The sequence below is a fragment of the Marivita sp. genome (assembly GCF_017643905.1).
GTDB lineage: Bacteria > Pseudomonadota > Alphaproteobacteria > Rhodobacterales > Rhodobacteraceae > Marivita.
Genome location: NZ_JAEPMO010000126.1, coordinates 1 through 12,456 on the forward strand (window position 1 = coordinate 1; position 12,456 = coordinate 12,456).

Sequence of the window (12,456 nt, forward strand, 5' to 3'; positions counted from 1 at the left end):
CGGCCCTCGAGGCCACGATCGACAAATGGCAACGCCGCGGCATCTCCGCCCAGACCGAGGCCAGCCACGGCATCCCAGAAGGCCTGCCCCTTCTCGATGGCTGGGTCACCCATTACGCCATTCTGGCCGAGACCGACGACGACACCTGATCGGTCAGCATCGCCAACAGCAGGCCCGCCTTTCTGGCGGGCTTCACCCGGTAGAAGCCGCCGCACACCGCGGGGGCCAAATCCGGAGAACCATGATGACCACATTGACCGACACACAATCCATCATCCTCAGCGCAGCCGCCCAACGGGCGGACCGCATCGCCCTGCCCCTGCCCACCAACCTGCGCGGTGGTGCCGCCACCAAAGTGGTTGGCACCATGCTCGCCAAGGGCCTGCTTGAAGAGGTCGATGCGGACCCGCGCAAGCGCGAGCTCATCTGGCGCGAAACCGGCGATGGTCACGGCGTCACACTGGTCGCCACCAACGCAGGGCTCGACACCATCGGGGTTGAGCACGAGGCAGGGTCCGCAAACGCCGCGCCCTTGGGCGCACCAGACGCGCCGACCGATGAACCTGTGGCGCATGCGGCGGTGACGGGGGCAGCACCCACATCGCGTGCGCCGCTTGAGGGCACGAAACAAGCAGCCCTCATCGACATGCTGTCCAGACCGGAGGGAGCCACGATAGAAGAGATCGCAACCGGCCTCCAATGGGCACCACACACAGTGCGCGGTGCGATGTCCGGCGCCCTCAAGAAACGTCTCGGGCTGGTCATCACCTCCCAAAAAGATATTCAACGAGGTCGAATTTATCAAATTCTACAGTCAATATAGCTATAAAATCTGGATGAACCACAAGATACCGGAAGGCGACCTTGCAGAATCCCCTCGACTTAATCCCCATACTAATGAGGTTTCGTCTGTTCTAAAGCCTCAAACGGTAAGAGTGGCTTCACCGGTCCGCTCTTACCGCATCAGACTTGGGCCAGCCTTGTGCTGGCCCCTTTTTACTTCAGCGCGGCACGGATTTGCGCCTGATTGATCCCGAACTGACGCGACAGCGCTCCGGGCTTCACGCCCGCCTTGATGGACGCACGGATCAGGCTCACCTGCGAGCGCGTCAGTCCCTCCACCTCCGGAAGCTCCGATGATGTCCGAGCGGCTGGGACAGATTCGGACGGCACAACGGTTTTCGGCTCAGCACCATGTCCACGGCGCAACTGTTCCTTCACGACCGCAGCTGACAGCGTCGCCAATTCGCCATCCGTGAGATGTTTGAGTGCGCCATCAAGATCATGCGGCAATAGCCGCAGGCGCGGATCACGCTTTGGCGCGTCCCGCTGATCTGCCCGCGACCAAAGATCGCCCTGCTGTTCCGCTTCCGATGACATGAGCCGAATATACATCGGTTCGATCGACCGGCAATTGCGATGACGCAAAGCTACGGTTTGCTTTCAAACGGGCCTGCCCATGCGCAAACTGCACGAGGCGGCAATTCAAAAGGTCATCGCCGCCTGCTGGATATCACCTGCAGCAATAGCTTCAACTCTTGGGGCCATCTTCCCTTCTGTTCGCATGTCCGATGGAGGGATAGGCGTCGAAGAGCTGCCGCCGTTCGTGTTCTTTTTCTTCAGCTTCAATGTCTTTCTTGTTTTCGTACCTTTCGGCCACGAGAAACATCACTGGTATCATCCCCACAAACAACAAGATCGCGAGTACAACATCATCCATTCTCATCCCCCCAACCAAGTTCCCTTACCGCGTCCTGTTCAGGACACGCACCAGACCATCAGCAAAGTCACAAGCACCTTGATCATTCGACGGTGCTCCGTCCTTGGCCATCCATCCTGCTGGCTTGCTCCGCAGCCTGTCAAGATCGATCCTTTGCAAGCGGCGTGGCGGAGACGTAACGGGTGTGTACATCCCCGCCCCGGAAACATTCAGGACGCCTGCCCAGCAACCTGATCAAAGCTCTGCCCACTCTCTTCCAGCACCGCTGTCTTGCCGGTGAAGTCCTGCCAGCGCTGGACGGCCACATCGACATAAGCCGGGTTCAATTCAATCCCATAACACACCCGGCCGGACATCTCCGCCGCGATGAGCGTGGTCCCCGACCCCATGAAAGGCTCGTATACTGCCTGACCCGGGCTGGAATTGTTCTCGATCGGCCGGCGCATGCAGTCGACAGGCTTCTGGGTCCCGTGCACCGTCTGCGCATCCTGATCCTTGCTCGGGATGTGCCACAACGTCGTCTGCTTGCGGTCACCCGCCCAGTGGCCCTTGCCGGACTTCTTGACAGCGTACCACGCGGGTTCGTGCTGCCAGTGATAATCTCCTCGGCTCAGCACCAATCGCTCCTTGGCCCAGATGATCTGCGACCGGATCGCGAAACCGCAGACCTCCAGGCTTTCGGCAACGGTCGCCGCATGAAGCGCCCCGTGCCAAACATAGGCCACATCACCCGGAAAGAGTGCCCAGGCCTCGCGCCAATCGGCCCGGTCGTCATTCAGCACCTTGCCGGTGCGTTTGGTCTTGGCCGCGCCTGCCTCGTTCCGCCAACTCGGGTCATAGTCCACACCGTAGGGAGGATCCGTGCACATCAAGAGCGGCGTCACCCCCTTCAGAACCTTTTCCACATCCGTGGCCACCGTGCTGTCGCCGCAAAGCAGACGGTGCGGGCCCATGAGCCAGACATCGCCTGGCCGGGTAATCGGGGTCTCCGGAACCTCAGGAACATCGTCCGGGTCCGTCAGACCGCCGGTGGTATCGATCAGTGCATCCGGCAGAATGTCGGCCAGGTCCTCGGCGCTGAACCCAACCAGGTCGAAAGCCTCGATCCCGAAATCCTCGCGCAACTCCCCGATCTCGATGCGCAGCATCTCCGGGTCCCACTCGGCGATTTCCGCCAGACGGTTGTCGGCCAGCGTGTAAAGCCGACGATCTTCCTCCGACCAGCCCCGCGCCACCATCACCGGGACCTCGGCCAGTCCCAGCTGCACCGCCGCCATCAACCGGCCGTGTCCGGCAATGATCGTGCCGTCCTCGGCCACCAGCATCGGGATCGTGAACCCGAACCGCTCCATCGACGCGGCAATCTGATCGATCTGTTCAGGCGGATGCTGACGGGCGTTCTTGGCATAAGGCACAAGATCGGCCGCCTGCCACATCTCCACCTGCGCCGCGGGCCAGGCCCGGGGCGTTTGGATTGGTGCGTCTTTCATGAGGGACCCGCCTCTCTCTCGTTTCTATTTTTTTTGCCAACCGCATTGGGGACGTCGATGCAGTTATTCAGGGAACCGCATTGACGTCCCAAACAGCCTTGACGAAGAGTGTTGGCCACGCCCCATGGAGAGACGAAAATATGACGCCTGAGGAAATCTTCACTGCCCTGTCACAACGCGATGGCTTTCCGCGTGATGCCATGATTGCAGCCGGACAATGCCGCGAGGAAATGGTTCCCATCTTCCTCGAGCAAATCGACCGCCTCTCCAATAAGCCTATCTCATCCAGCAATGACCCGGACGTCTCAGCATTCCTGTTTACCTTTTTCCTGCTCGGGGAATGGCGTGAACAGCGCGCCTATCGGCCTCTCACCAGCCTGCTTCGCCGTGACGAAACGGAGTTGGATTACTTGATCGGTGATGCGGTCACCGAAGGTGCGGCCCGTATCATCGCCGCAGTTTTCGACGGCGATCTACAACCGATCCTTGAGGTGCTTGAAGACACCGAAGCCTATGTGTTCTCCCGCTCACAGATGATTGACGCGCTTGTCACCATCGCCGGGACACATGTCGATTGTGCGACCCAAGTCACAGCTTGGTTTGAACGCTTTTTCGAAGCTGATTTCGACAAGCCAGATGTCCTCTGGGACAGTTGGTCTTTTGCCGTTGCGGAACTTGCGCTAGCGCATCTAGAACCTCAAGTCCGCGAGGCATTTGAACGCGGCTATATTGATCCGATGTCCACCACGTTTGAGCATTTTCAGCGGGACCTGACAAACGCCATCGAAACTGGCCAGTCCTCTTGGTACCACCGGAGCCGAACAACAAAGCCGATCGACAGTGCTGTTGAGGAACTCTCGCAATGGTACTGCTTTTCCGACAAATACCTTAAAGGTCTGGAGGCTAAACGCGCCTCAGGCACCCCTTTTCTCGACTCTTTCGGCGAACCCTTTTTCAACGATGGACCCAAAGTTGGACGAAACGACCCCTGCCCCTGCGGCAGCGGTAAAAAGTACAAAAAATGCTGTTTGCACTGACGATGACATCCCCAGCCCAGCCAAGCGGCATGAGCCTCAAGGCCAGCCCCACTCCATTGACCCCAGCGGGGGGCCAATAGAGTGGGACGGGTGTTTCGGGAAGTTTGTGGGCCTTCCCGCCACCTCGATATATGTTCGTGATTACAGGGGCTTAGCCAATGAACCGGCGCGCCCTGGATCGAGCCAGAAAGTCCTTTCCAGCCAACTCTATCGGGTTTTTGAGAAAAGAAAAAACGCGGGTATTTTGCGAGGCGGCGGCCCCGCGTAAGACATCGCGTCAGAAGGGACCCAAGGGGGCCCCTGTCGGTTTCTGCGTGGGCGCCTCGATGCGGTGATTTGCCCTATTGCAAGCTTTCTACACACCTCGCGAATCGCTGTCCAACAAAAAAATCGCGCAATGTGATTTTTCTTTCACCCGATTGATCCTGCGCGATTTTCTTGTCCCGCGCAGCTGTCAGGCTTGCAGAAGACGCCCGATCTGCCGCATCGCCTCGGCCAACACTTGCGGCTGCGCGGCCTCAAACACGTCCAGGGCTGCGTCTCGCACCATCTCCTTCGGGATCGCCGGGCCGAACATCTTCTTGATCGGCAGTCGCGCCCTGCCTTCACGCACGAAGGCGTTGTTGGCCAGCGAGCCCACGAGGAACGCACTCTCGAAGCGCTGCCAGCGCCCCCAGGGCTTGGCACGCACGCCATAGCCAAACTGCCGTGGGCTGAAATGCGACAAGCCAAGATAGTCGCCGCGGGCCTCGATCGTGTAGGACAGGTTCGCGAAGCTCGATCGGATCGTACGCGTCTCGCTGTTGATCAGAGCAGCCTTTGCGCCGGTCTGCTGTCTGAGCGCCCGGCGCACCTGCGTGCGGACCTTGTTGCCCTCGCTGTTCAGCGCCCGGCTGAAGGCGCGGGTGGCAGCTTGTTCCCCAACGCTATGGATCGCCGCTTCGAAATGCACGCGGGTCTGGTCGAGGTCGCGGAGGATGATGTTCATCTGGTTGCGTTCCCCGTTGGTTTCCGCAAAACATATACTCACGGGCCCGTAGCTCAGCGGTTAGAGCTGACCGCTCATAACGGTTAGGTCGCAGGTTCGAATCCTGCCGGGCCTACCAACGCCCCCGTGGCGGAATTGGTAAACACCAGGGACGTAAAATCCCTTGCCCTCGGGCGTGCCGGTTCGCCCCCGGCGGGAGAGCACCAAAGCTTGAACGAGAGAGAACCGGCCCCATGCCTCCCACGCGCACGACACCGAGTATATCGTTTTTATAGCCCTGGAAAATTTATCTGTCGCGCCTTCCGATGTCTCACCCAAAAGTGTCTCGCCAGCTCGCAAGGGGTTGACAGGGCGGCCACCACGCGACCGCCCCACGAGGCTCAGACCGTCTGCCCGATCACGAACTCCATCGAGCGCTTGCGCGGCACCGGGCGGCCATTGAGCCGCCAGACAATGACCGCAAGCCCGTACTCGTACCGCCGATGCGCTGTCGCCCTGCTGATGCCGTGGCGCCAGGTGATCCGCTTCCACGGTTTGCGGTTGGCCCGCGCCCACAGGATCTCGCCGATGTCCTTGTCCAGCCACCTGAGCCACAGCATCGCCTCATCGGCTTGCGTGATCATCCGTGGCGACGGCAGCGGCTTTTTCATCCGGGGCTCTTGCTCCACCTGATCGGCGAAGCTCGAGAGGTACTCGGGCCACGCGCTGACATAGCCCTGCGGGCCCACCGGTGGCAGGCTGCGCATCACGTCCGCCGCAAGGTCCAACCGATCGGCCACCATGGCCCGGGTCCAGTCACCGCCCATGACGCACCTCCCTGCCCCGCGGGCGTTTGCCATAGAGTTTCGTACCAAGCTGCTCGACCAATTCGCGCTCGGGCCATGTCAGCCGGTGATCATCCACGCTGACGGCAAGCACACCCTGCTCGTACCAGCCATCGCGCTTGACCTGCTCAGGGTCACGGCGATGACCACCGTAGCCCTTCGGAGTGAACCGCATGCCCATCACGCCAGCCCTCCCTGCGAAGGTCCACCACGCAGAATGGAGATAGCCAGGTGCCGATCTTCCTCCGAGGGTGCGTGTTTCAACAAATATGCGGATAAGCTTGCGGCTCGGACAGGATCATCGCGAAGAAGTCCTATCGCGGTGTTACAGTTTCCGCACAGCAGTTCACGGACACGATCCTCGAAATGATCATGATCAACAAACAGAACTCCATGCCGACCGTCAGGCCACGTTCCACATATCGCGCACTTTCCTCTTTGCCCTGCAAGCATGGCCTCATATTCAGCGACAGTCATGCCGTAATTCTGGGCGAGGTTGTATCGTCGGTTCTTTTCTGAAGGAGAAAACTGTGGTTGGTATGCCGGGTTGCACTGCCGTGTGCAGTATTTGCCACCACCTCGTGCGATATTTTTAACCCGCGTCGAAAAGACTGCCCCGCAGGTCGCACACGTTACTTCGACCTTGGCGCGTTTCGGGCCAATCGAAAGTGCGACCATAGCTTTGTTGTGGGCTTGAACACGGGGATTGCATCGTGCCGAGCAGAATTTGCCACCATTTTTCCTTATTGCGGATTGGTATTGAACACGGAAATGCCCGCCACACGTTTCGCAAGTGCGATCGACAAGTGAATGCCATTTGTCAGCCATTGATGCCACCCCCAGTTTGAAGTGCCCAATGGAGTATCGCCAACGCGTCCGCTTCGTTGTCGTCAGAGGGATTAAAGCCCAAGCCTTTGATCGCACACACAACTTCAGCTTTATTGGCATTTCCCTTTCCACAAAAAACTTTTTTCCATGTTCCAACCGGCACGCCCTGGTAGGGCACACCCCGCAATTCACCCCAGCTGGTCAGAACAGCCAGCAGGCCGCCGTGGACATGGGCCGCGTCAGTGCCTGCGTGCCGGCGGACTTCTTCGAAATAGATGGCCCCAATCGGCCCGGAGAGCCGGTTGATCTCGGACAGCCAGTTGGTGAAGCGCAGATAGCGCATGCCGCCACCGTCGTAGCGGCCGGGCTTGAAGCTGACGGTGCCGCTGGTGATCAGCCCGTCAAAGCCACGGACGGCCCAGCCAGTCGTTGTGCCGAGGTCAAGGGCCAGGATGGTTTTGGCGCCGCCAAAGGCCTCAGGCAGCGTCGGGGTCGAGATCAGTTCTTTTGTGTTCATTGTGAAGGCTCACGCATTCGAGTGGGCCTTCGGCTTTGGTCAGCGTGAAAATACCCCGCCTGACTCTGGGGAACAAGAAAATTCGCCGGTGGTCAGGTCTGCACTGCTTGTCACCAACCTGTCACCAACCTCTCAGGGGGTTGGTGACAGGAATATCTCAACAAAATCAATGCTGTCACCATTGTCACCAACGTCACCAACCAAATTCTTTGTATGTATGAGAAAGGTGTTACTCGGCTAAAAACACACATGTATATGCATAAGGAAAGAAGATCGCCGTTAGGTTGGTGACAATGGTGACACGATTGATTTCAATACCTTTTTTCTGTCACCATCCGCGACTGAGGTTGGTGACAGTCGCAGGTTGGTGACAAATAAAAAGGGCATCCATCAAGATGCCCATCCCAACCGTGCGTGAAACATTCCGTTGGCGTTAGTCAGTCAGCCTACGATATCGCCATTCTCTCGCGCCATCTTCACGACGCTGATAGCGCTCCCACCCGCTTTTCTTGAGGTATCCAGAAACCCGCATCTGATCAATTCGAGACCACTTTGTTGGCTCAGCGCCAATGGCTTCCTCCAAAATCTCGCCTACGGACACATCACGTAGCGGTTCGCGACGCTGAACGCTCTCACGGCGAGGCAGATCGAAGGATGAAAAGCTGTCCCCCACAACGCGAAGCTCATGCGTCAACCAATGCTCGATCAGCCCATCCCAAGCGTCGGACTGGTAGCGCTTTTCCTGCTCTTCACGCGCGGCTTGCAGAAGCACCTTGTCCTCGATCCACCAGATGGCGCCATCCTTGAACAGGGCAACGGCCTCGGCCCAGAGCTGGTCGCGGTCCCGGGCAAGAGCATCGATGTCGATGTCGCCGCAACGGATCGGCCAAAAGCGGCGGTTGCCGGTCTCATCGCGCAGATAGGTGTCTGGGTTCACCGTGCCGGCAAAGACGCATTGGCGTTTGATCTCGACCGTGTGGCGGCCATAGGGTGGCCGGAACCGGTCCGTGGTGCGGGTCAGGAACGCCTTGATGCGCGAGACCTCGGCGCGACCGATGGCGTCCAATTCCGCGATTTCGACGATCCAGACACCCTGCATGTGGATGGCGGCGTCCTTGGAACCGAGCTCTGGCAACTCGTCCGTGAACCAATCCTCGCCTGCCAGTATTTTGAGCGCGGTCGATTTGCGCGCGCCTTGCTCGCCCTCGAGGATCAGCATGTGGTCGGCCTTGACGCCCGGCCGATAGACGCGCGCGATAGCTGATATCAGCCACAGGCTTCCCATGGCGTGAATTAAATCCGTCGGCTCAGCGCCCAGGTAGCGGCTGGCCCAGGTCTCGATCCTGGGCGTGCCGTCCCAATGCAGCAAGTCGAGGTAGGCGCGCACCGGGTGAATGCGGTAGTCGCGGGCGACAGCGCCAACCGAGCGGCCCACGACGAGGGGCGCGACATTCACTTCGCGATGCTGAAGCCATTCGGCCAGTCGAATGTCGTCGCTGTCCTCCCAAGGCCGTGGATAATCCATGTTGGGCTCATCCCAAGGCACTGGCTGCAACACGACCACCTCCTGCCGGAATTCATCAAATGCGATGGTACCAGCAAAGACCGGATCGGAACTGAGCGCAATGATGACATTGGCCTCGTTGCGCTCGGGCGTTCCCGAAAGATCAAGGCGCAACCGGTTTGCCCAAGCCGGGCGGGCAGCAGGTTTCACAAGATCGCCCGTGTTGTTCAAACGGCGGCGCAGGACGCCAAGCTGTTTGTCGAGGATCGACATCGCAATCCCAGTGCGCGCTTTGATGAGCAACAGCACATGTCGTTCTTCCATGGGCTCCAGTCGCGCCTTGACGATGCGCCCCATGAGGCTGCCCAGCTCGGTGAGATCGGGCGGATTGGTAAGCGCCTCAGTTGCGGTGGCCAGCGCGACGACGGCACGCTCCAGCCCTCCAGGAGGCACATCCGCTGGAGTGTCGTCGGCACCAAGCGCACCCTCGGACGTGATCGCCGGACTGTCGTAATCCGTCTTCACAGCCCCCCGCAGCAGATCGTCGTTGAAATCGTCACCATGGAGCGGAGCTATCACCTCGTTCGGGATGTCCGCCATGTTCAACCGGTCTGACAATGTTGCGGCCGCCTGACGCCCCGCTTCGCCGGCATCGGCAAAGATCGTGACGCGGTGCGTCCCCTCAGGCCATTTGAACCTTGCTATGCCATCAGCCGACAAAGCCGCCCATACGGGTGTTCCGAATATCGCGCGCGCCGCGAGCGCCGTCTCGATCCCCTCCGCCACGCCTAGATGGCCGTCTTTGGACAGCGGAAAAAGCCGCACCGCCGCCTCCGCGATCGTGCCCAGCATCTTCTTGCCCGCCGGAGCCTTGCCGCGTCCATCGTCCAGCAGAAAGGTACGATGGATCCCGCCGACCGGATCGCCAGTTGCCAGACGCGGGATCGCGACCATGCCCGGCCAACCACGGCGACTGTCGTAATCCGTGAGATCAGGGTGAAAAAGGAGGTCCGACGCGTTCGGATCGCTGAGCCCCCGCGACGTCAGATATGTGTCAGCAAGACTGCCCACCACGGGTCCGCACCCGTCCAGAATGCGGCGGATTTCGAGGCTGTGATCGGGGCGCGCTGGCGCAGCCGGTCGTGCTGGCAGGTCACGTTCGAGACGGGCAAGCCGGGCCGCCTCATCAAAGAGGCGACCTTCGCTCATCCCCGTGGCGTGGTAGATCATGTCGATAGGCCCCGCGCGTTCGCCCGTGGCAAAATCGAAACCCCAGCCTGCGTAAGGCCCATCGAGATGGATGACACAGGAGCCCTCACCGCGAGAACGGCGCCCGGAAAGGTCGGCGCACCGCATCGCTCGTTTGTCATGGGTCAGCTTTGCCTCCGGGAACAGCGCGGGCAGCCAATTGCGGGCTGTAGCTGCCAGCCGCGCCTTGATGGCGTTCAGGTCATGTCGGGCGGCTGGGACAAAGACATCGTTGAGATCGATCACGTGCCATACCTCATGCAAGGAGTACAAGGCCGCGCTCCGCGCGGGTGATCGCGGTGTAGAGCCATCGGCGGCGGTCAAGCTCGCTGCGACCAAGCCCATCGTCCCAGACGATCACATTCTCCCACTGCGAGCCTTGCGCCTTATGCGCGGTGATCGCCCAGCCAAACGTCGCCTCGATCAGATGCTTTTTCTCCTTCCAATCCCGATCATGGCGCGTGCGATCAAAATTTACATGGTCCTCAAAATGTCCCTTGTAGATCCGCAGACGGCCAGGTTTGCCATTCGGGTCAGGCGTCCCCACCCGGCGGCCATCTTCGTCGGTCACCACGGCCGAGAAGTAGAGGCTGCCCTCGTCCACGATGTCTTCGAGCGTCAGGAACATGCCATTGATCAACCCAAGGTCATTCTGGTTCTTCAGGCAGATGATTTTCTCGGTGGCGCCTGCTGGCAGGACGCCACCGGCCAGACCGGCCGCCCCGCGCATGGCATTGTTCAACTGCAGCCGCGTCGCGTTCATGCCACAAATCAGTTGCCCGCCCCGTAGCACCTGATCCGGCGTTATATCGGCCTTGTGCATCTTGGCGACATGTTCGTCATAGCTGCCGAAGCCAATCGGTTGGCCCTCGCGCGCCATTGTGGCCAAGCGGATGATGGCGCTCTCGGATGCCTGTCGGTGGATCTCGGTCAGCATCACATCCGGATCGACATTGGTGAAGGCCCCGTCTCCCTTGATCGGGGAAAGCTGACCGGGATCACCCAGCACAAGGATGGGTTTTTTGAAACTCATCAGGTCGCGCGCCATCTCCTCGCCCACCATGGACACCTCGTCGAGCACGATCAGCCTGGCGTCAGCGGCATCACTTTGTGCATTCAACGCAAAGCGGGGTTTTTTCATCGCGGACAGCGCCTGGCGCATCGCTTCAATCCCAGCTTCCGCCGCTGTCCGATCGAACCCGGACAAAGATCTGACGCTGGTTTCTGCCTCGCACACTTTCTGCGCTGCTGCTGCGATTTCCTCTTCTGTGGCCTCTGACACAGAATAAATCAGGCTGTGGATGGTGCGCGCGGGCGTGCCTTTTCGGCTCAAGACCAGCGCGGCCTTGCCAGTGAATGTGGCGGTGACGACACCCGGCACGCAGGTGCCTTCGCGGGCGCTCCGGTGGGGCGAAAGGCCCAGTTCATCAAGTGCAAACTTCAGCACGGTGGATTTCCCGCTTCCCGCGTAACCAAAAAGCCGGAACACCTGCTGCTCATGGGTTCGGGTTTCAAACCATGTCTTGATCGCGCGGATGGCTGCCGCCTGACTTTCGGAGGGCGTGAAACTGTTCATGCGGCTGATCCTTTTACGATGTAATCCTTGACCACGCCTCCTTGGGCGGGATCGCCAACCTGGCATTGGCGCACAAAAACACGACGGCCGTCTGCAAGCTGACGCCAGTGGCCACGGCGGATATGCCATCGCGGGCTGGCATGGGTGCCGCCGAGGTCCTGGGTTTTGGCCCGGGCACGCGCGAGGTCGATCGTGACCTGGTGCCATGTCCACCCGCGCACACCTGCCTTGGCGTACGGGCGCCGTAGCGCTGGCATCACCTTGCGCGGCTTGTCATCGCCCGCGAAGGCCAAGATGCTTAACGACCGCCACACCATACCTGAAACGGCCTCCATATACAGTTTGGCCTGATCCTGCTTGATCCCGGGGTGTACCGAGACATCCGCCCAACCCGGCTTGGCAAAAACGGCGTGGGCGAGACAATCGGTCCAGCGCAGGCGTTTTTTCCAACGAGAAAACAGCGCGGCTTCGACACGGCCCTCAAACTGACGCACGTACACCAGCAAGGACTCACGCTCGGGGTGGCGATCCTTGACCTCGAAGATGACCTCAGGGTGTGGCAGCTTCAAATCCTCGGCCATAATCAGTCGACCTTGAACAAGGCAATTCAGGCTGTGACGGGTGTGTATAGCGGCTGATTGCGGGGAGCTTTGGTTTCCAAATTTTGGATTGCGTTGAGAATAGCAGCGAGCAGATAGACCAAAAGAGACCTGAGATACCTCAG

Annotated in this window: 13 protein-coding genes and 1 tRNA gene; 4 read left to right on the plus strand and 10 right to left on the minus strand. The window is 59.9% G+C overall.

Annotated features, from left to right (window positions below; translation table 11 throughout):
- The first annotated feature begins 244 nt into the window (after nucleotides 1–244).
- Nucleotides 245–823 (plus strand): DUF3489 domain-containing protein, encoded by a 579-nt coding sequence (locus JJ869_RS17660; RefSeq protein WP_292269057.1) that lies wholly within the window; start codon nucleotides 245–247, stop codon nucleotides 821–823.
- A gap of 173 nt (nucleotides 824–996) precedes the next feature.
- On the opposite strand, the gene JJ869_RS17665 is transcribed toward JJ869_RS17660, so the two are convergent.
- On the minus strand, nucleotides 997–1,395 hold the full coding sequence (locus tag JJ869_RS17665; protein WP_292269059.1) for a hypothetical protein: 399 nt from the start codon (nucleotides 1,393–1,395) through the stop codon (nucleotides 997–999).
- Between the two features lie 64 nt (nucleotides 1,396–1,459).
- Between JJ869_RS17665 and JJ869_RS17670 the strand changes: the two genes are divergently transcribed.
- A complete protein-coding gene (locus JJ869_RS17670) occupies nucleotides 1,460–1,954 on the plus strand; it encodes a hypothetical protein (protein WP_292269060.1) in 495 nt (164 codons plus the stop codon).
- Here JJ869_RS17670 and JJ869_RS17675 read toward each other — a convergent pair.
- Nucleotides 1,930–3,156, minus strand: coding sequence for a site-specific DNA-methyltransferase (locus JJ869_RS17675; RefSeq protein WP_292269070.1), 1,227 nt, complete (start codon nucleotides 3,154–3,156; stop codon nucleotides 1,930–1,932). The two genes, JJ869_RS17670 and JJ869_RS17675, sit on opposite strands and share 25 nt — an antisense overlap.
- Before the next feature lie 194 nt (nucleotides 3,157–3,350).
- Between JJ869_RS17675 and JJ869_RS17680 the strand changes: the two genes are divergently transcribed.
- A complete protein-coding gene (locus JJ869_RS17680) occupies nucleotides 3,351–4,247 on the plus strand; it encodes a DUF1186 domain-containing protein (protein ID WP_292269061.1) in 897 nt (298 codons plus the stop codon).
- A gap of 454 nt (nucleotides 4,248–4,701) precedes the next feature.
- On the opposite strand, the gene JJ869_RS17685 is transcribed toward JJ869_RS17680, so the two are convergent.
- Nucleotides 4,702–5,235, minus strand: coding sequence for a hypothetical protein (locus tag JJ869_RS17685; RefSeq protein ID WP_292269063.1), 534 nt, complete (start codon nucleotides 5,233–5,235; stop codon nucleotides 4,702–4,704).
- 42 nt (nucleotides 5,236–5,277) lie between these two features.
- On the opposite strand from JJ869_RS17685, the gene JJ869_RS17690 reads away from it, so the two are divergent.
- Nucleotides 5,278–5,353, plus strand: a tRNA-Ile gene (locus tag JJ869_RS17690).
- A 262-nt stretch (nucleotides 5,354–5,615) separates the two neighbouring features.
- Here JJ869_RS17690 and JJ869_RS17695 read toward each other — a convergent pair.
- The 7 genes from JJ869_RS17695 to JJ869_RS17720 form a co-directional block, all read right to left on the minus strand.
- Entirely contained in the window at nucleotides 5,616–6,041 is a 426-nt protein-coding gene (locus JJ869_RS17695; protein ID WP_292269065.1) for a DUF6362 family protein, read from the minus strand.
- Nucleotides 6,031–6,234, minus strand: coding sequence for a hypothetical protein (locus tag JJ869_RS17700; protein WP_292269071.1), 204 nt, complete (start codon nucleotides 6,232–6,234; stop codon nucleotides 6,031–6,033). Before JJ869_RS17700 ends, JJ869_RS17695 begins: the two co-directional genes overlap by 11 nt.
- A 5-nt stretch (nucleotides 6,235–6,239) precedes the next feature.
- The gene (locus JJ869_RS23200; RefSeq protein ID WP_366510473.1) at nucleotides 6,240–6,887 is read right to left on the minus strand and encodes an endonuclease VII domain-containing protein; all 648 of its coding nucleotides are present in this window, start codon (nucleotides 6,885–6,887) and stop codon (nucleotides 6,240–6,242) included.
- Nucleotides 6,880–7,404 (minus strand): hypothetical protein, encoded by a 525-nt coding sequence (locus JJ869_RS17705; protein ID WP_292269066.1) that lies wholly within the window; start codon nucleotides 7,402–7,404, stop codon nucleotides 6,880–6,882. Before JJ869_RS17705 ends, JJ869_RS23200 begins: the two co-directional genes overlap by 8 nt.
- A 433-nt stretch (nucleotides 7,405–7,837) precedes the next feature.
- Nucleotides 7,838–10,402 carry a VapE domain-containing protein gene (locus JJ869_RS17710; RefSeq protein WP_292269067.1) on the minus strand — a complete coding sequence of 855 codons (2,565 nt, stop codon included), beginning with the start codon at nucleotides 10,400–10,402 and terminating at the stop codon, nucleotides 7,838–7,840.
- A gap of 10 nt (nucleotides 10,403–10,412) precedes the next feature.
- A complete protein-coding gene (locus JJ869_RS17715) occupies nucleotides 10,413–11,732 on the minus strand; it encodes an AAA family ATPase (RefSeq protein ID WP_292269068.1) in 1,320 nt (439 codons plus the stop codon).
- On the minus strand, nucleotides 11,729–12,456 hold a 728-nt coding region (locus tag JJ869_RS17720), incomplete at its 5' end, for a hypothetical protein (RefSeq protein WP_292269069.1). The genes JJ869_RS17715 and JJ869_RS17720, both read right to left, overlap by 4 nt.

Coding starts and splice junctions, on each gene's coding strand:
- JJ869_RS17660 (WP_292269057.1), top strand. CDS start 245: ATGACCACATTGACCGACACACAATCCATCATCCTCAGCGCAGCCGCC.
- JJ869_RS17665 (WP_292269059.1), bottom strand. CDS start 1,395: ATGTATATTCGGCTCATGTCATCGGAAGCGGAACAGCAGGGCGATCTT.
- JJ869_RS17670 (WP_292269060.1), top strand. CDS start 1,460: ATGCGCAAACTGCACGAGGCGGCAATTCAAAAGGTCATCGCCGCCTGC.
- JJ869_RS17675 (WP_292269070.1), bottom strand. CDS start 3,156: ATGTGGCAGGCGGCCGATCTTGTGCCTTATGCCAAGAACGCCCGTCAG.
- JJ869_RS17680 (WP_292269061.1), top strand. CDS start 3,351: ATGACGCCTGAGGAAATCTTCACTGCCCTGTCACAACGCGATGGCTTT.
- JJ869_RS17685 (WP_292269063.1), bottom strand. CDS start 5,235: ATGAACATCATCCTCCGCGACCTCGACCAGACCCGCGTGCATTTCGAA.
- JJ869_RS17695 (WP_292269065.1), bottom strand. CDS start 6,041: ATGGGCGGTGACTGGACCCGGGCCATGGTGGCCGATCGGTTGGACCTT.
- JJ869_RS17700 (WP_292269071.1), bottom strand. CDS start 6,234: ATGCGGTTCACTCCGAAGGGCTACGGTGGTCATCGCCGTGACCCTGAG.
- JJ869_RS23200 (WP_366510473.1), bottom strand. CDS start 6,887: ATGGCTGACAAATGGCATTCACTTGTCGATCGCACTTGCGAAACGTGT.
- JJ869_RS17705 (WP_292269066.1), bottom strand. CDS start 7,404: ATGAACACAAAAGAACTGATCTCGACCCCGACGCTGCCTGAGGCCTTT.
- JJ869_RS17715 (WP_292269068.1), bottom strand. CDS start 11,732: ATGAACAGTTTCACGCCCTCCGAAAGTCAGGCGGCAGCCATCCGCGCG.